The organism is Streptomyces cellostaticus, from assembly GCF_001513965.1.
Classification (GTDB): domain Bacteria; phylum Actinomycetota; class Actinomycetes; order Streptomycetales; family Streptomycetaceae; genus Streptomyces; species Streptomyces cellostaticus.
This window is the reverse complement of record NZ_KQ948023.1, coordinates 99671-117848: the sequence shown is the minus strand read 5'-3', so window position 1 is coordinate 117848 and position 18178 is coordinate 99671. Positions and strand designations below refer to the sequence as shown.

The 18178-nt window shown below is 68.3% G+C and carries 15 protein-coding genes and 1 tRNA gene; 9 read left to right on the top strand and 7 right to left on the bottom strand.

The genetic code is table 11. The features are described from left to right. The 4 genes from yidC to rpmH are packed head-to-tail and all read right to left on the bottom strand — an operon-like array spanning position 1 to position 2165. Positions 1–1269 (bottom strand): membrane protein insertase YidC, encoded by a 1269-nt coding sequence (gene yidC, locus AQI88_RS18950; protein ID WP_067000402.1) that lies wholly within the window; start codon positions 1267–1269, stop codon positions 1–3. Between the two features lie 3 nt (positions 1270–1272). Further along, entirely contained in the window at positions 1273–1638 is a 366-nt protein-coding gene (yidD, locus tag AQI88_RS18945; protein ID WP_067000399.1) for a membrane protein insertion efficiency factor YidD, read from the bottom strand. Continuing rightward, the gene (rnpA, locus tag AQI88_RS43245) at positions 1635–2006 is read right to left on the bottom strand and encodes a ribonuclease P protein component (RefSeq protein ID WP_079057659.1); all 372 of its coding nucleotides are present in this window, start codon (positions 2004–2006) and stop codon (positions 1635–1637) included. The genes yidD and rnpA overlap by 4 nt, the downstream gene beginning before the upstream one ends. 21 nt (positions 2007–2027) lie before the next feature. Then, positions 2028–2165: a 50S ribosomal protein L34 gene (gene rpmH / locus AQI88_RS18935; protein WP_003949374.1), complete on the bottom strand. Its 138-nt coding sequence runs from the start codon at positions 2163–2165 to the stop codon at positions 2028–2030. Between the two features lie 393 nt (positions 2166–2558). On the opposite strand from rpmH, the gene dnaA reads away from it, so the two are divergent. From dnaA to AQI88_RS18890, 9 genes are all read left to right on the top strand, one after another. Then, a complete protein-coding gene (gene dnaA / locus AQI88_RS18930) occupies positions 2559–4487 on the top strand; it encodes a chromosomal replication initiator protein DnaA (protein WP_079057658.1) in 1929 nt (642 codons plus the stop codon). Positions 4488–5492: 1005 nt separating this feature from the next. Then, complete coding sequence (gene dnaN / locus AQI88_RS18925) at positions 5493–6623, top strand: DNA polymerase III subunit beta (RefSeq protein ID WP_067000391.1); 1131 nt, start codon at positions 5493–5495, stop codon at positions 6621–6623. 153 nt (positions 6624–6776) lie between these two features. Next, on the top strand, positions 6777–7652 hold the full coding sequence (gene gnd, locus AQI88_RS18920) for a phosphogluconate dehydrogenase (NAD(+)-dependent, decarboxylating) (RefSeq protein WP_067000388.1): 876 nt from the start codon (positions 6777–6779) through the stop codon (positions 7650–7652). Positions 7653–7704: 52 nt separating this feature from the next. Beyond that, positions 7705–8826 carry a DNA replication/repair protein RecF gene (recF, locus tag AQI88_RS18915; protein WP_067000386.1) on the top strand — a complete coding sequence of 374 codons (1122 nt, stop codon included), beginning with the start codon at positions 7705–7707 and terminating at the stop codon, positions 8824–8826. Then, positions 8823–9368, top strand: coding sequence for a DciA family protein (locus AQI88_RS18910; RefSeq protein WP_067000384.1), 546 nt, complete (start codon positions 8823–8825; stop codon positions 9366–9368). The genes recF and AQI88_RS18910 overlap by 4 nt, the downstream gene beginning before the upstream one ends. 364 nt (positions 9369–9732) lie before the next feature. Beyond that, entirely contained in the window at positions 9733–11796 is a 2064-nt protein-coding gene (gyrB, locus tag AQI88_RS18905; RefSeq protein WP_067000381.1) for a DNA topoisomerase (ATP-hydrolyzing) subunit B, read from the top strand. A gap of 42 nt (positions 11797–11838) precedes the next feature. After that, positions 11839–14436, top strand: a complete 2598-nt coding sequence (gene gyrA, locus AQI88_RS18900) for a DNA gyrase subunit A (RefSeq protein WP_067000378.1) — start codon at positions 11839–11841, stop codon at positions 14434–14436. Positions 14437–14455: 19 nt separating this feature from the next. Beyond that, complete coding sequence (locus AQI88_RS18895; RefSeq protein ID WP_067000375.1) at positions 14456–15184, top strand: DUF3566 domain-containing protein; 729 nt, start codon at positions 14456–14458, stop codon at positions 15182–15184. A gap of 112 nt (positions 15185–15296) precedes the next feature. Further along, positions 15297–15373, top strand: a tRNA-Ile gene (locus AQI88_RS18890). A 68-nt stretch (positions 15374–15441) separates the two neighbouring features. On the opposite strand, the gene AQI88_RS18885 is transcribed toward AQI88_RS18890, so the two are convergent. The 3 genes from AQI88_RS18885 to repSA are packed head-to-tail and all read right to left on the bottom strand — an operon-like array spanning position 15442 to position 18178. Next, a complete protein-coding gene (locus AQI88_RS18885; protein WP_067000372.1) occupies positions 15442–16599 on the bottom strand; it encodes a tyrosine-type recombinase/integrase in 1158 nt (385 codons plus the stop codon). Beyond that, positions 16599–16787, bottom strand: coding sequence for a helix-turn-helix domain-containing protein (locus tag AQI88_RS18880; protein ID WP_067000369.1), 189 nt, complete (start codon positions 16785–16787; stop codon positions 16599–16601). The genes AQI88_RS18885 and AQI88_RS18880 overlap by 1 nt, the downstream gene beginning before the upstream one ends. Next, entirely contained in the window at positions 16784–18178 is a 1395-nt protein-coding gene (gene repSA / locus AQI88_RS18875; RefSeq protein ID WP_067000366.1) for a replication initiator protein RepSA, read from the bottom strand. Before repSA ends, AQI88_RS18880 begins: the two co-directional genes overlap by 4 nt.

Sequence of the window (18178 nt, the reverse complement as noted above, 5' to 3'; positions counted from 1 at the left end):
TTACTTCTTGGACGGGGACTTGGGCCGCTGCGGGCCGCTCTTGCGCTGGCCGGACTGGGCCTTGCTGCGGGTGCCGGAGCCGGGCTTCTCGGGCTGCTTGGCAGCGGCGGGCCTGGCGTCCTGCGGCTCGTCGGACTTCTCCAGTGAGGTGGTGTCGTCGTCGCCCGCCTGCTTGGGCCCGGACTGGCGCTGGGCCTTGCTCTGACGCTTGGGCTGCTGGCGCCGCGCGGCGGCGGTGGCAGTGGTCGTACCGTCCTCGGCCTGCACGACGGCCTGGGCCTCGCCCTTCGCCACGGTGCCGTCGGCCTGAGCGGCGAGACCCGACTTGTTCAGGGCGTTGATGAACTTGCGCTCGAACTCGTTGCGGTCGCGGCCCTTGGAGACGATCGCCTTGACGATGGCCTTCTCGCCCCGGCGACGGACCTTGCCGTGGTGAGTGACGTGCTTGGTCAGGCGCTCCAGGTAGGCGGCCTGGGCCTTGGAACCCGGAGTCGGGTTGTTGTGGATGACGTACATCTGCTGGCCCATGGTCCACACGTTGGTGGTCAGCCAGTAGATGAGGACACCGACCGGGAAGTTGATGCCGAAGACGGCGAACATGACCGGGAAGACGTACATCAGCATCTTCTGCTGCTGCATGAACGGCGTCTTCACCGTGGTGTCGACGTTCTTCGTCATCAGCTGGCGCTGCGTGTAGAACTGCGACGCCGACATCATGACGATCATGACCACCGTCACGACGCGCACGTCGGTGACCGAGGCGTTCAGCGCGTGGATCGTGTCGGCGCTGTCCTTGAACTTCGCGGCGAGCGGGGCCCCGAAGATGTGCGCCTGACGGGCACTGGCGAGCAGCTGCTCGTTGATGACGCCGATGGTCTTGCCCGACGCGATGGCGTTGAGCACGTGGTACAGGGCGAAGAAGAACGGGGACTGCGCCAGGATGGGAAGGCACGAGGAGAGCGGGTTGGTACCCGACTCCTTGTACAGCTTCATCATCTCTTCGGACTGACGCTGTTTGTCGTTCTTGTAGCGCTCCTGGATCTTCTTCATCTCGGGCTGGAGCGTCTGCATGGCCCGGGTCGCCTTGATCTGCTTCACGAAGAGCGGGATCAGGCAGATACGGATCAGGATCACCAAGGACACGATGGACAGGCCCCAGGCCCATCCGGTGTCAGGGCCGAAGATGGCGCCGTACACCGTGTGGAACTGGACGATGACCCAGGAGACAGGTGTTGTGATGAAGCTGAAGAGGCTGGCAATCGTGTCCACTAATCATGCTCCTTGGGCATGGGACGAGGTCTCTGCGGCCGGGCTCGGAGGAAGCTCGGGATGAGGCTTCTCTTCGATGGCCGGCTCAGCGGCGGAGGGCCCGCCCTTGCGTGCGCGCCAAGCGTTGCGCAGCATTTCGTGCCACCGCGGACGCTTGCGCGGCGGAACATGGTCCACATCGCCGAGCGACCACGGATTGCACCGGAGGATGCGCCAGGCGGTGAGTGCCGTGCCCTTGATCGCACCATGCCGGTCGATGGCCGTGTAGCCGTAGTGGGAGCACGACGGGTAGTACTTGCACACCGGCCCCAGCAAGGGACTGATCGTCCACTGGTACAGCTTGATCAGAGCCAGCAGCGGGTACTTCATCGCGCGCCCCCTCCCAGCAGCCGTTCAAGAGCGGCATCCAGGTCTCGGGCCAGCTGAGTGTGGTCTGCGTCGCCCGATCCGGGCAGCGCTCGTACGACTACCAGGCTACCGGGCGGAAACAGGGCGACTCGGTCACGCATCAGATGGCGCAGTCTGCGCTTCACTTTGTTTCGCACGACTGCTCCACCCACGGCCTTGCTCACGACGAAACCCGCACGCGTCGGGGGAGCGCTCTCCCCAGGCGCGTGCGGGTCCGTGGCACCGCTACGAAGGTGGACGACGAGGGTCGGGCGGCCTGCCCGACGACCCCGTCGTACCGCGGTCGCGAAGTCCTCGCGCCGCCTCAGCCGGTTCTCGGTAGGCAGCACGATGGCATGACCTGATCGGGATCAGGCGGACAGGCGGGCGCGACCCTTGCCACGGCGGGACGCGAGAATCGCGCGGCCGGCACGGGTGCGCATACGCAGCCGGAAGCCGTGGGTCTTCGCGCGACGACGGTTGTTCGGCTGGAAGGTGCGCTTGCTCACTCGGGGGCTCCAGAAAGGTATCGGTAGTGGCGGGGTGCCGTCCTGGCTGTCACCGTGCGCCCACGAGTAGCTCGCGTCACGCCCGAGTGCACCGCTTCCCGATCACCCGAAGTGACCTGTGCCCATCGGAGGCAGGCGGCAGCAGCCATCGACAACTCGACCTGGTTACGGTACGCGGGGCTGCGCCATCCGGTCAAACCGAGGGCCGATGAGAGACACTATCCACAGGCTGGGGACAACAACTTGAACCGCACCCGCCGCGCTGACTACCGTGGCTGAACTCCGATTCGTTCCTTTGTCCCCAGCGAGCGGGATCCCCCGCCACCCACCCGGATTCCATCCCGACCCGTCCGCGAACCACACGTTCGTGGGACCTGTGAGAGAGCGTGCCCTGTGGCTGACGTACCTGCCGATCTTGCCGCAGTGTGGCCACGAGTACTGGAGCAGCTCCTCGGTGAGGGCCGCGGACAGGGTGTCGAGGTGAAGGACGAGCACTGGATCCGGCGCTGCCAGCCGCTCGCGCTGGTCGCGGACACCGCTCTGCTCGCCGTACCGAACGAATTCGCGAAAGGCGTACTGGAGGGCCGTCTCGCGCCGATCGTCAGCGAGACCCTGAGCCGCGAGTGCGGCCGCCCCATCCGCATCGCGATCACCGTGGACGACTCCGCGGGCGAGCCGTCGGCTCCCTCGGCGCCGCCCGCGCAGCAGCCGCAGCCGCGTTACGAGGAGCCGGAGCTGCCCTCCGGACCGTACGAGGGCTACGGCCGGCGCCGCGCCGGCGACCAGCACCCGGGCGGCGAACCGTCCTCCCGCGCAGATCAGCTCCCGACCGCCCGCCCTGCGTATCCGTCCGAGTACCAGCGCCCCGAGCCCGGCGCCTGGCCGCGGCCCACCCAGGACGAGTACGGCTGGCAGCAGCCGCGCCTCGGCTTCCCCGAGCGCGACCCGTACGCCTCGCCGTCGCAGGACTCCTACGGCTCCTCCGGGCAGGACGCCTACGGCTCGCCGGCCCAGGACTACCGCCCGCAGGGCAGGGAGCGCCCGCCCTACGACCAGCAGCGCCCCGAGTACGACGCACCGCGCCCGGACTACGACCCCCCCCGCTCCGAGTACGACCCGTCCCGGACCGAGTACGACCAGCGCGACCCCGTCCGCCGTGAGCTGCCCGAGCCGCCCTCCGGCGTCGGCCCGGTGCACCGTGGCGGCCCCGGCCGCCCGGACCTGCCGTCGGCCCCAGGGAGCGGTCCGCTGGCCGCGCAGCCCGCGTCGGCGAGCGGCTCCGGTGAGCCGACCGCACGGCTGAACCCGAAGTACCTCTTCGACACGTTCGTCATCGGCGCCTCCAACCGGTTCGCGCACGCGGCCGCGGTGGCCGTCGCCGAGGCACCGGCGAAGGCGTACAACCCCCTGTTCATCTACGGGGAGTCGGGGCTCGGCAAGACGCATCTGCTGCACGCGATCGGGCACTACGCGCGCAGCCTCTACCCGGGCACGCGCGTGCGGTACGTCAGCTCGGAGGAGTTCACCAACGAGTTCATCAACTCCATCCGCGACGGCAAGGGCGACAGCTTCCGCAAGCGCTACCGCGAGATGGACATCCTGCTCGTCGACGACATCCAGTTCCTCGCGGACAAGGAGTCGACGCAGGAGGAGTTCTTCCACACCTTCAACACGCTCCACAACGCCAACAAGCAGATCGTGCTCTCCAGCGACCGGCCGCCCAAGCAGCTGGTCACGCTGGAGGACCGGCTGCGGAACCGTTTCGAGTGGGGTCTGATCACCGACGTCCAGCCGCCCGAGCTGGAGACCCGCATCGCGATCCTGCGCAAGAAGGCGGTGCAGGAGCAGCTCAACGCCCCGCCGGAGGTACTGGAGTTCATCGCCTCCCGCATCTCGCGGAACATCCGTGAGCTGGAGGGTGCGCTGATCCGGGTGACCGCCTTCGCCTCGCTCAACCGGCAGCCGGTGGACCTCGGCCTGACCGAGATCGTCCTCAAGGACCTGATCCCGGGCGGCGAGGACAGCGCCCCGGAGATCACCGCGCCGGCCATCATGGCCGCCACCGCCGACTACTTCGGGCTGACGGTGGAGGACCTGTGCGGCACCTCGCGCGGGCGCGCGCTGGTCACCGCCCGGCAGATCGCGATGTACCTGTGCCGGGAGCTGACCGATCTGTCGCTGCCGAAGATCGGCGCGCAGTTCGGCGGCCGCGACCACACGACCGTCATGCACGCCGACCGCAAGATCCGCGCGCTGATGGCCGAGCGGCGCTCGATCTACAACCAGGTGACCGAGCTGACGAACCGCATCAAGAACGGCTGACACCGGCCGCGCGACAGCGCTGAGGGCGTCTCGGGGGTATCCCGGGGCGCCCTTTTTCTGCGCAGGGACGGCCGGCCGAGAGCCGGGACGTGAGTCCCCGGGGCGCTGTGGGTCGAGGCTCAGCGGAGCCGACAGCGTGCGTCAGCGGGCCCGGATGCGTACGTCTGCGGGCCCCCGAGGCGTGGTTCGCAAGCACTGGGGAGGGTCGGCCCCGTAGTCCGCGCCGCCCCTCCCGGCCACTCGCTGTTCGATTAAGTGCCTGGTTACGGCCACTCTCCACAGATTCGGTGACTTTCTTCCGTCCACATCCTGGGGACTGCGGAGTTGTCCCGAACCGTGTCCACAGGGAGCCTGGGTAAGAGCCGTCCGCCCAGCTCAGCTGCCTGTGGAATCGTGGACGAACGATCTCCACAGGCTGTGGACGAAGCGGAGATCCACAGGCTGTGCACGGAGTTGTCCACCGGCAGCCCACAGGCTGGGGCCGGTTGTCCCCAATGATTCCCGGCTTCTCCACATGGCTGTCCACTGTTCGGCAACGCGACGCACCCGCTCACCGCATCGAGTGAAAGCCGTCACACGAAGGTGCCGGATTGGGGTGTGGGAAACGTGGGTAAACCTGGGGACGCAGCTGGGGAGAACTGCCCTCGGTCTGTGGGCGGTGTGTGCAGAACTTTCTGTTCTCCACAGATACCCCTGGTTGTCCACCGCCTCCACCCACAGGGCCAGTGGACAAAATTCCTGCTCTGAGCTGGGAAAACGTAGTTATCCACGGTATCCACAGGCCCTACTACTACTCCCAACTAGAGAGAGCTGGGAATCCGTTTCGAAGCGGGGCCTGTGCACAACTCGCGCTCTCGAGCCCGGCTGCCCCTCGGAGCGACTTGACCCCGACAGGCACCTACTGTCAGTGCGGTGCGTCAGACTGGTCCCCGGTGTCCTTCCCTCCGCAGTGGGCGGTGACACCGAGTCGGAGGACTCAGTAGCAACAGCAGGAGGCGGCTTACGGTGAAGATCCGGGTGGAACGCGACGTACTCGCGGAGGCAGTGGCGTGGGCAGCACGCAGCCTCCCGGCCCGTCCGCCGGCGCCTGTCCTCGCCGGCCTCCTGCTGAAGGCCGAGGACGGCCAGCTGAGCCTGTCGAGCTTCGACTACGAGGTTTCCGCGAAGGTGAGCGTCGAGGCCGAGGTCGAGGAGGAGGGCACGGTCCTCGTCTCCGGCCGCCTGCTCGCCGACATCTCCCGCGCTCTCCCCAACCGCCCGGTGGAGATTTCCACAGACGGTGTACGGGCGACCGTGGTCTGCGGCTCCTCGCGATTCACACTCCACACCCTGCCTGTGGAGGAGTACCCGGCGCTGCCCCAGATGCCGAACGCCACGGGCACCGTCCCCGGCGAGGTCTTCGCCGCCGCCGTGTCCCAGGTGGCCATCGCCGCCGGCCGTGACGACACGCTGCCCGTCCTCACGGGTGTGCGCATCGAGATCGAGGGCGACACGGTCACCCTGGCCTCCACCGACCGCTACCGCTTCGCGGTCCGCGAGTTCCTGTGGAAGCCGGAGAACCCGGACGCCTCCGCGGTCGCCCTGGTCCCGGCCAAGACGCTGCTGGACACCGCCAAGTCGCTCGGCGCGGGCGACAGCGTCATGCTGGCGCTCTCCGGCTCCGGCGCGGGCGAGGGCCTGATCGGCTTCGAGGGCGCCGGGCGTCGTACGACGACCCGTCTGCTCGAGGGCGACCTGCCGAAGTACCGCACGCTGTTCCCGACGGAGTTCAACTCCGTCGCCGTGATCGAGACCGCCCCCTTCGTGGAGGCCGTCAAGCGCGTGGCCCTGGTCGCCGAGCGCAACACCCCGGTGCGGCTGAGCTTCGAGCAGGGCGTGCTGATCCTGGAAGCCGGCTCCAGCGATGATGCACAGGCTGTGGAAAGGGTCGACGCCCAGCTGGAGGGCGACGACATCTCGATCGCCTTCAACCCGACGTTCCTGCTGGACGGCCTGAGCGCCATCGACTCCCCGGTGGCCCAGCTGTCGTTCACGACGTCCACCAAGCCCGCGCTGCTCAGCGGCAAGCCGGCGCTGGACGCCGAGGCCGACGACGCGTACAAGTACCTGATCATGCCGGTGCGGTTGAGCGGCTGAGCTCAGCCGCCGGTATCCACAGGACAAACTCCCAGGTGAGGGCATACGTATGAGCGCGTATGCCCACAGCTGTGCGTGAGGGGCCGGGACTAGGCTCGGACCCGGGTACGCAGGTGCCCCACACGCCACACAGCAACCTAAGGAACACAACTGATGGAGCTCGGTCTCGTCGGCCTCGGCAAGATGGGCGGCAACATGCGCGAGCGGATCCGCCGCGCGGGCCACACCGTCCTCGGATACGACCGCAACGCCGACCTCGCGGATGTCCACAGCCTGGAAGAGCTTGTGGGCAAGCTCAGCGGTCCGCGCGTGGTCTGGGTGATGGTCCCGGCCGGCGAGCCCACCCAGACCACGATCGACCAGCTCGCCGAGCTGCTGGAGCCCGGCGACGTGGTCGTGGACGGCGGCAACTCCCGCTGGACGGACGACGAGAAGCACGCCGAGGAGCTGGCCGCCAAGGGCATTGGCTTCGTGGACTGCGGTGTCTCCGGCGGCGTCTGGGGCCTGGAGAACGGGTACGCGCTGATGTACGGCGGCGACGCCGAGAACGTCGCCAAGGTGCAGCCGGTCTTCGACGCGCTCAAGCCGGAGGGCGACTTCGGCTCGGTGCACGCCGGCAAGGTCGGCGCGGGCCACTTCGCGAAGATGGTCCACAACGGCATCGAGTACGCGATGATGCAGGCTTATGCCGAGGGCTGGGAGCTGCTGGAGAAGGTCGACTCCGTGGAGAACGTCCGCGAGGTCTTCCGCTCCTGGCAGGAGGGCACGGTCATCCGCTCCTGGCTGCTGGACCTCGCGGTGAACGCCCTCGACGAGGACGAGCACCTCCACCAGCTGCGCGGTTATGCACAGGACTCCGGTGAGGGACGCTGGACTGTGGAAGCCGCCATCGACCACGCGGTGCCGCTGCCCGCGATCACCGCGTCGCTGTTCGCGCGGTTCGCCTCCCGCCAGGAGGACTCGCCGCAGATGAAGATGATCGCCGCGCTGCGCAACCAGTTCGGCGGCCACGCCGTAGAGAAGAAGTAATCCACAGGGTCGCCCCGCGATCCACAACCCTGGGGGAGGTCGGCGAACGACCATGCACGTCACGCATCTTTCGCTGGCCGACTTCCGCTCGTACGTCCGGGTCGAGGTCCCGCTCGACCCGGGCGTCACCGCCTTCGTCGGCCCCAACGGCCAGGGCAAGACCAACCTGGTCGAGGCGGTCGGCTATCTCTCCACCCTCGGCAGCCACCGCGTCGCCTCCGACGCCCCCCTGGTCCGTATGGGCGCCGAGCGGGCCGTCATCCGGGCGCAGGTCAGGCAGGGCGAGCGGCAGCAGCTGGTGGAGCTGGAGCTGAACCCCGGCAAGGCCAACCGTGCCCGCATCAACCGCTCCTCGCAGGTCAGACCGAGGGACGTGCTGGGGATCGTACGGACGGTGCTGTTCGCGCCGGAGGATCTCGCGCTGGTCAAGGGGGATCCCGGTGAGCGGCGCCGGTTCCTGGACGAGTTGATCACCGCGCGTTCCCCACGCATGGCGGGCGTGCGGTCCGACTACGAGCGGGTGCTCAAGCAGCGCAACACGCTCCTGAAGTCCGCCGCCCTCGCCCGCAGGCACGGCGGGCGCTCCATGGACCTGTCCACGCTCGACGTGTGGGACCAGCACCTCGCGCACGCGGGCGCCGAGCTGCTCGCCCGGCGCCTGGACCTGATCGCCGCGCTCCAGCCGCTGGCCGACAAGGCGTACGAGCAGCTGGCGCCCGGCGGCGGTCCCCTCGCGCTGGAGTACAAGCCGTCCGCGCCCGGCGAGGCGCACACGCGCGAGGACCTCTACGCCCAGCTGATGGCCGCCCTGGCGGAGGCGCGCAAGCAGGAGATCGAGCGGGGCGTCACCCTCATAGGCCCTCACCGGGACGATCTGGTTCTCAAACTCGGTCAGCTGCCCGCCAAGGGATACGCCTCCCACGGCGAGTCCTGGTCCTACGCCCTCGCGCTGCGCCTGGCCTCGTACGACCTGCTGCGCGCGGAGGGCAACGAGCCGGTGCTGATCCTGGACGACGTCTTCGCGGAACTGGACGCCCGCCGCCGTGAGCGGCTGGCCGAGCTGGTCGCGCCCGGCGAGCAGGTGCTGGTCACCGCCGCTGTGGACGACGACGTACCGCAGGTGCTGGTCGGCGCCCGGTATACGGTGGCCGACGGGACGGTGGAGCGCGTATGAGCACCGACGAACCCACCCCGAAGAACCCCGGGAAGTCTCCGGAACCCTCCGGTGTCGACCTCGCGCGCGTGGCGTTGCGCGCCGCGAAGGAGCAGGCACGCGCGCGTGGGGACGCGGCGCGGCAGAAGAAGCAGGCGCGGCGCGGCGGCGGTCTGCGCTCCGGCGCGCGGGCCGACGGACGCGACCCGATGGCGCTCGGCGCCGCGATCAACCGGCTGATCAACGAGCGCGGCTGGGAGACTCCGGCCGCGGTGGGCGGCGTCATGGGCCGCTGGCCGGAGATCGTCGGCGAGGACCTGGCCAAGCACTGCGTGCCGCAGAGGTACGACGAGGACGAGCGCGTGCTGTCGGTGCAGTGCGATTCGACGGCGTGGGCGACCCAGCTGCGCCTGCTCGCCCCGACCCTGGTCGCCCGCCTCAACGAGGACCTCGGGCACGGCACGGTCCGGCTGATCAAGGTCAACGGCCCCGGCGGCCCCGCCCGCCGCTACGGCCCCCTGCGCGCCCCGGGGAGCACGGGCCCCGGCGATACCTATGGGTGACGTACCTCACGTCTTGCGGCCGAGGCGCGGTCTCGTCGTGCCCCCTGTCGCACCCCCGTGCCCAGGTGTGGATCACGAGCTGACCCCCCAGTAGCCAAGGGTTGACGGCCCGAAGCGCTGAGTGGCGCTGTGAGCCGCTTGGAGCCCCCTTCCGTATATCGGGACCCGGCCGAGACCGGTTGAGGGCGGCACATGAGGACTCAGGTACCGGCAAACCCCCATCACTGTCGGCGCTACCGGTAGACTGGAAGCCAATCCCGCCCCAAACGTGGGGACCGCCCGGGAAAAGCTGAGCAACGCTGATCAAGGCTTACCAACGCAACATGCCGCAGCCGCTCCGGCAACCCGCCGACGAGCCTGGCTCGTGCTGTGCCAGAAAGGGCGCTTCGTGGCCGATTCCGGCAACCCCAACGAGAACATCCCGTCCACCGACGCCGGCGTGAACGCCGAGGTCACGGCCTCCTACGACGCCAGTGCCATCACCGTGCTCGAAGGGCTGGACGCGGTCCGCAAGCGGCCCGGCATGTACATCGGCTCCACCGGCGAGCGCGGTCTGCACCACCTGGTGTACGAGGTCGTCGACAACTCGGTCGACGAGGCGCTGGCCGGCTACGCGGACACCATCGACGTGACGATCCTCGCCGACGGCGGCGTGCGCGTCGTCGACAATGGCCGTGGCATCCCGGTGGGCATCGTGCCCTCCGAGGGCAAGCCGGCCGTCGAGGTCGTGCTGACCGTGCTGCACGCGGGCGGCAAGTTCGGCGGCGGCGGCTACGCCGTCTCCGGCGGTCTGCACGGTGTCGGTGTCTCCGTCGTGAACGCCCTGTCCAGCAAGGTGTCGGTCGAGGTCAGGACCGACGGCCACCGCTGGACGCAGGACTACAAGCTGGGCGTCCCGACGGCCCCGCTCGCCCAGCACGAGGCGATCGAGGAGACCGGCACCTCGGTGACCTTCTGGGCCGATGCGGACATCTTCGAGACCACCGAGTACTCCTTCGAGACGCTGTCGCGGCGCTTCCAGGAGATGGCGTTCCTCAACAAGGGTTTGACGATCAAACTCACTGACGAGCGCGAGTCGGCGAAGGCGACCTCGGGGGCGGACGAGGCGGGCGCCGACGAGAAGGACGAAGTCAAGACCGTCACGTACCACTACGAGGGCGGCATCGTCGACTTCGTGAAGTACCTCAACTCCCGCAAGGGAGACGTGGTACACAACACCGTCATCGACCTGGACGCCGAGGACAAGGACAAGAGCCTGTCCCTCGAGGTCGCGATGCAGTGGAACAGCGGCTACAGCGAGGGTGTGTACTCGTTCGCGAACATCATCCACACCCACGAGGGCGGTACCCACGAAGAGGGCTTCCGCGCCGCGCTGACCTCGCTGATCAACAAGTACGCGCGCGACAAGAAGCTGCTGCGCGAGAAGGACGACAACCTCACCGGTGACGACATCCGTGAGGGTCTGACCGCGATCATCTCGGTCAAGCTGAGCGAGCCGCAGTTCGAGGGCCAGACGAAGACCAAGCTGGGCAACACGGAGGCCAAGACCTTCGTGCAGAAGGCGGTCTACGAACACCTCAACGACTGGCTGGACCGCAACCCGCTCGAGGCCGCGGACATCGTCCGCAAGGGCATCCAGGCGGCCACCGCGCGCGTGGCGGCCCGCAAGGCCCGCGACCTCACGCGCCGCAAGGGCCTGCTGGAGACGGCGTCCCTGCCGGGCAAGCTGTCGGACTGCCAGTCCAACGACCCCACCAAGTGCGAGATCTTCATCGTCGAGGGTGACTCCGCCGGCGGCTCGGCCAAGTCCGGCCGCAACCCGCAGTACCAGGCGATCCTCCCGATCCGCGGCAAGATCCTCAACGTCGAGAAGGCCAGGATCGACAAGATCCTGCAGAACCAGGAGATCCAGGCGCTGATCTCCGCCTTCGGCACGGGTGTGCACGAGGACTTCGACATCGAGAAGCTGCGCTATCACAAGATCATCCTGATGGCGGACGCCGACGTCGACGGCCAGCACATCAACACCCTGCTGCTGACCTTCCTGTTCCGCTTCATGCGGGACCTGGTGGAGAAGGGGCACGTGTACCTGTCCCGTCCGCCGCTGTACAAGATCAAGTGGGGTCGGGACGAGGTCGAGTACGCCTACTCCGACCGCGAGCGCGACGCGCTGCTGGAGATGGGCCGTCAGCGCGGCAAGCGCGTCAAGGAGGACTCGATCCAGCGCTTCAAGGGCCTCGGCGAGATGAACGCCGAGGAGCTGCGCGTGACGACCATGGACCAGGAGCACCGGGTCCTCGGCCAGGTCACCCTGGACGACGCCGCCCAGGCCGACGACCTGTTCTCGGTCCTGATGGGCGAGGACGTCGAGGCGCGTCGCCAGTTCATCCAGCGCAACGCCAAGGACGTCCGCTTCCTCGACATCTGAGTCGGTCTCAGCTGACCGCACCAGGAAGGATCTTCACCAGCAATGGCCGACGAGAACACTCCAGACACTCCTGAGACCGAGGGCGGCGAGGTCACCCTGCGCGTCGAGCCCGTCGGGCTCGAGACGGAGATGCAGCGCTCGTACCTGGACTACGCGATGTCCGTCATCGTGTCCCGTGCGCTGCCCGACGTCCGGGACGGCCTCAAGCCCGTCCACCGCCGCGTCCTGTACGCCATGTACGACGGCGGCTACCGCCCCGAGCGCGGCTTCTACAAGTGCGCCCGTGTCGTCGGCGACGTCATGGGCAACTACCACCCGCACGGCGACTCCTCGATCTACGACGCGCTGGTCCGCCTCGCGCAGCCGTGGTCGATGCGGATGCCGCTGGTGGACTCCAACGGCAACTTCGGCTCCCCGGGCAACGACCCGGCGGCGGCGATGCGCTATACCGAGTGCAAGATGGCGCCGCTGTCGATGGAGATGGTCCGCGACATCGACGAGGAGACCGTCGACTTCACGGACAACTACGACGGCCGCTCCCAGGAGCCGACCGTCCTGCCCTCCCGCTTCCCGAACCTGCTGATCAACGGCTCGGCCGGTATCGCGGTCGGCATGGCGACCAACATCCCGCCGCACAACCTGCGCGAGGTCGCGGCCGGCGCCCAGTGGTACCTGGAGAACCCGGAAGCGAGCCACGAGGAGCTGCTGGACGCGCTCATCGAGCGCATCAAGGGCCCGGACTTCCCGACCGGCGCGCTCGTCGTCGGCCGCAAGGGCATCGAGGAGGCGTACCGCACCGGCCGCGGCTCCATCACGATGCGCGCGGTGGTCGAGGTCGAGGAGATCCAGAACCGCCAGTGCCTGGTGGTCACTGAGCTGCCGTACCAGGTGAACCCGGACAACCTGGCGCAGAAGATCGCTGACCTGGTGAAGGACGGCAAGATCGGCGGCATCGCGGACGTGCGCGACGAGACGTCGTCCCGTACCGGCCAGCGCCTGGTGATCGTCCTCAAGCGGGACGCGGTCGCCAAGGTCGTCCTGAACAACCTCTACAAGCACACGGACCTGCAGACGAACTTCGGCGCCAACATGCTGGCGCTGGTGGACGGGGTGCCGCGCACGCTGTCCCTGGACGCGTTCATCCGCCACTGGGTGACGCACCAGATCGAGGTCATCGTCCGCCGGACCCGCTTCCGTCTGCGCAAGGCCGAGGAGCGCGCCCACATCCTGCGCGGTCTGCTGAAGGCCCTGGACGCCATCGACGAGGTCATCGCGCTGATCCGGCGCAGTGAGACCGTCGAGATCGCGCGCGGGGGCCTGATGGACCTCCTGGAGATCGACGAGATCCAGGCGAACGCCATCCTCGAGATGCAGCTGCGCCGCCTGGCCGCCCTGGAGCGCCAGAAGATCGTCCAGGAGCACGACGAACTCCAGGCGAAGATCACCGAGTACAACGCGATCCTCGCCTCCCCGGTCCGCCAGCGCGGGATCGTCAGTGCGGAGCTCGCCGCGATCGTCGAGAAGTACGGCGACGACCGCAAGACGATGCTGGTGCCCTACGACGGTGACATGTCCATCGAGGACCTGATCGCCGAGGAGGACATCGTCGTCACCGTCTCGCGCGGCGGTTACGTCAAGCGCACCAAGACGGTCGACTACCGGGCGCAGAAGCGCGGCGGCAAGGGCGTGCGCGGTACGAAGCTGAAGGAAGACGACATCGTCGACCACTTCTTCGTCTCCACCACGCACCACTGGCTGCTGTTCTTCACCAACAAGGGCCGGGTGTACCGGGCGAAGGCGTACGAGCTTCCGGACGCGGGCCGGGACGCGCGCGGCCAGCACGTGGCGAACCTGCTCGCCTTCCAGCCGGACGAGGCGATCGCCGAGATCCTCGCGATCCGTGACTACGAGGCGGCGCCCTACTTGGTCCTGGCCACCAAGGCCGGTCTGGTCAAGAAGACGCCTCTGAAGGATTACGATTCGCCCCGTTCCGGCGGTGTCATCGCGATCAATCTGCGGGAGCGCGAGGACGGTACGGACGACGAGCTGATCGGCGCCGAACTGGTCTCGGCCGACGACGATCTCCTTCTGATCAGCAAGAAGGCACAGTCGATCAGGTTCACCGCCTCGGACGACACCCTGCGCCCGATGGGCCGCGCCACCTCCGGTGTCAAGGGGATGAGTTTCCGCGAAGGCGATGAACTTCTGTCGATGAATGTTGTTCGACCCGGTACGTTCGTGTTCACTGCGACGGACGGCGGGTACGCCAAGCGGACCGGCGTCGACGAGTACCGCGTCCAGGGTCGCGGCGGCCTCGGCATCAAGGCCGCCAAGATCGTGGAGGACCGTGGTTCTCTCGTCGGCGCGCTGATTGTCGAGGAGAACGACGAGATCCTCGCCATCACCCTGTCCGGCGGTGTGATTCGTACGCGAGTCAACGAGATCAGGGAGACGGGCCGTGACACCATGGGCGTCCAACTGATCAACCTGGGCAAGCGCGATGCCGTGGTCGGTATCGCACGTAACGCCGAGGCGGGGCGCGAGGCGGAGGAAGTCGACGGCGACGTGGCCGTGGACGAGACCGCCGAGGGTGCCGCGACCACCGGCACGGACGAGGGTGAGGCGCCCTCGGCCGAGTAGGCACGAGGAGTGAGTCATCGTGAGCGGAGCCACGGGCGCCGGATCGGCCGGTACCTCCACGGGTACGGAAACGGACGGCGGCGGCCGTGGCTCCGCCGCGCGTGCGGCGGACCCGCACACGACCCAGCTGCGCAAGATCGACGCAGGCACGGACGGCTCACCCTCGCCCGATACGCACGGACCCCAGGGGGGAACTGTGACGGACACCCGCGGCCCGCAGACCCAGCCCGGCCCGGCCGAGGGGCAGCAGGCATCCCCGCTGCCCGGCGAGCGGCGCCCCGAGACCGCCGCGCCCTACCACCCGCCGCAGGCCTATCCGGCGCAGGCCCCGGACGGTGCCGTACGCCGGCCGCGCACCGGCGCGAAGACCGCGCCGCGCACCCGCAAGGCCCGGCTGCGCGTGGCCAAGGCCGACCCGTGGTCGGTCATGAAGGTCAGCTTCCTGCTCTCCATCGCGCTCGGCATCTGCACGGTCGTCGCCTCGGCGGTGCTGTGGATGGTCATGGACGCGATGGGCGTGTTCTCGACGGTCGGCGGCACCATCTCGGAGGCGACCGGCTCCAACGAGGCGAACGGCTTCGACCTCCAGGCCTTCCTCTCCCTCCCGCACGTCCTGACCTTCACGACGATCATCGCGGTGATCGACGTGGTCCTCGCGACGGCGCTCGCGACCCTCGGCGCGTTCATCTACAACCTGTCCGCGGGCTTCGTGGGCGGCATCGAGCTGACGCTGGCCGAGGACGAGTGACCTCACCTGCCGCCGTGCGCTGACGGTCCCCGACAACCGATTTTGGGACTGCCCCCCTCGTGCGCTAATCTTCAGGAGTCAGCGCGCGGGACACACCCCGCAAGAGCGCGGCGGGGCTATAGCTCAGTTGGTTAGAGCGCATCCCTGATAAGGATGAGGCCACAGGTTCAAATCCTGTTAGCCCCACCAGCGAAAAGACCCCCGGATCATTGGTCCGGGGGTCTTTTGACACCAGTGATTGACACCAACAGCGGCGGTCAGCCGATGAGCGGATCTTCCAGCAGCTCCGCGAGCATGCCGACCGCTTCACGCTCACTGTCGCCGACGACGTGCGTGTACACGTCCATGGTCATGCTGATCTGACTGTGCCGGAGGATCGCCTGAGCCACCTTGGGGTGCACCTTCAGGAAGGCGAGCAGGGTCCCGCAGGTGTGCCGGGCGAGCCGGACCGTGATGCGACGGACGCCAGCCCGCTTGACGAGCCGATCGAAGGTGCGGGAGAAACCCACCGGGTCGATCATGCCGCCATGCTCCGAGGAGAAGATCAGGTCATGGTCCGGATCCTGCGACCAGTGCTCACCCGCGATCTTCCGTTCCAGCTCTTGCAGCTCCCGGCGCTCTTCCAGGACGCGAGCACAGAACTCCGGCAGGGGGAGCACCGCCTGTGACGACTCGGTCTTGAGGTCCTTGAGGACCAGGCCGACGCCCTTGACCCGCTGCACCTGCTTGACCGGGGTGAACTGTCGAGCCTCGAAGTCGATGTCTTGCCAGCGCAGGCCCAGAAGCTCACTGCGCCGCAGACCGAGCACCAGGACGAGGACGCAGGCCGCGTAGAGGCGGTGAGCGCGGGCCGCGCGAAGGAACGTGATCGCCTCACGGGCGTTCCACGCCTTGCCCTTGTCCTTGCTGACCTTGGGCATGTCGACCAGGAGCGCGACGTTGCGCGTCAGGATCTCCTCTCGGATGGCCCGGTTGAGCGCGTTTCGGAGGACGCGGAGCACCTCAAAGCGGGTGGACGAGCCGACCTTGTCGCGCTTCAGGGCCGCCATGAACGTACGGATCAGGGCGGGGGTGAGCTTGACCAGCGGCTTCTTACCGAGGTGCGGCAGCAGGTACAGCCTCACCTTGGACTCGTACTTGACGTACGTGTTGTGCTCGCGCTCCGGCTCGACGATGTGCTCCAGCCAGTACGCCAGCCACTCGCCAAGGGTCCAGGAGCGCGCGGGCACCGGGACGCCGTTGCGTTCCTGGTCCTGGAGCTTGCCGAGCTTCTCATTGGCTTCGTCCCAGGTGGCTCCGTACACGGTCTTGCGGACGCGGTTGCCGTCCGTGTCGGTGACGTACGCGCGGCCCATGTATCGGCCGTCCGCTCGCTTTGAGATCGTGCCGCCGCCGTTAGGGCGCCTCTTGGTCATCAGGCCCCCCTCTCGATCTGCCCGCGGATGAAGTCCCCGACCGAGTCAGCCGGGATGCGACGGCAGCCGTCGACTTTGATCGAGACCAGACGGTGAGTGCGGATCAGGTCGTAGACCTTGGTCCGGCCGACCTTGAGGCTCGCCATGACCTCCGGCACGGTCAGCAGCTCGGGGGCGGCGGTGGTCATGCGGCGGCTCCTTCCAGGTCGAGCAGGGCGGGTAGTTCCTCGCGGGCGGTTTCGCGGTTGTGCTGGATCTCGCGGCGGATGTTGGCGGCGAGCCAGGATTCGCCGGGAGTGTGGCCGTGTCCGGCGTAGGTCCAGTGGGCGAGGGTGAGCGTGGTTGCCTCCGGGGCGTCGTCGGGTTCGGGCAGGCCCAGGGCGGTGCGTTGCTGGGCGGCGCGGTAGTCGGCTCGGACCTGGCGCAGAGCGCCGAGGGTGGTGGAGTAGCGGCGGGACTTGGTGGAGAAGTGGCCGCGGAAGCCGAGCATGTGAGCCCAGTCCCGAAGCTTGCGGTCCGGGTAGAGCGCGTGCAGGTCGAGGCACGCGGCGATGAGCCGGGCGGGGTGGTCGGGCACGCCGAGCAGAACCAGGGCCTCTTTGTTGCCGATGCGGCGGTCAACAGTGCCGGTCGTCTCAGCGGCCTTGGTCGCGTACTTGGCGACGTAGGAAGCCACGGCCTGTTCAGTGATCTCCTCACCGTGGCCGAAAGCGCCGATCGGCTGGACATCGAGCTGTGTGCCCCAGCCCAGGGTGCGAGCGGGCTCGTCTCCCGCGGGCGGTACGTCGACAGCGACGCGGGCAGCGGCAGCGCGGATCGAATCGGTGAGAACGTCGAGGGTGGCCCAGCCCGGCGGCAGGCTGTCGGGCCCGTCGGGACCGTCGAAGCGGATCACGGCATGGAAGTGCACGGCCCCGCGCTTCTGATACTCGGCGACCTTGCCGAAGGAGACGCGGGACTGTTCACGGGCTTCCTTCTGCGTGAGTCCGGCCCGGCGGGCGATCTCGCGGCGCAGGTAGATCGTGAAGTAGCGCCACAGGTCGGAGGCGTGGTTGTTCCACAGCACCGCGCCCGCATAGTCGTACGAGGCGGGGTCAAGCGGGGTGCCGAGTTCGGGCGCGTCCTCAGCGTGACGGACGCCGCAACGGCACGGCCGGTTACCGGGGCGGTTGTGGACGGGGCCGAACGAGGGCGCGGTGAGCGTGGCGAAGACCCGGGGGTGATCGCGGATGGTGTGCGGGGTGCCCTTGGCCGGGTCGCCGACAAGTCCGGCGCGCATCAGGTGGTAGGTATCGCCCGCGTAGGTCCAGGCGCAGGACGGGCAGCGCGAGGCACGGCGGTTGCCGCAAGCGATACGGAGTCGGCCGCCGGGTTCGGTGTCGGTCGAGTACGAGTGCAGCACGTAGCCGGTGGCAGCGTCGCGGGTGACGGTGGAGCCTTGCAGGTGGATCGGGTCGGAGCAGCCGCCGGTACGGCGGATCTGGTCTTGGATGCGGTCGAGGTCCGAAGACCCGGCCAGCCTCAGCACGTCGGCGAGGGTGGCCGGGTCCAGGCCCGCCATGGTGGCGGCGGTGGTCAC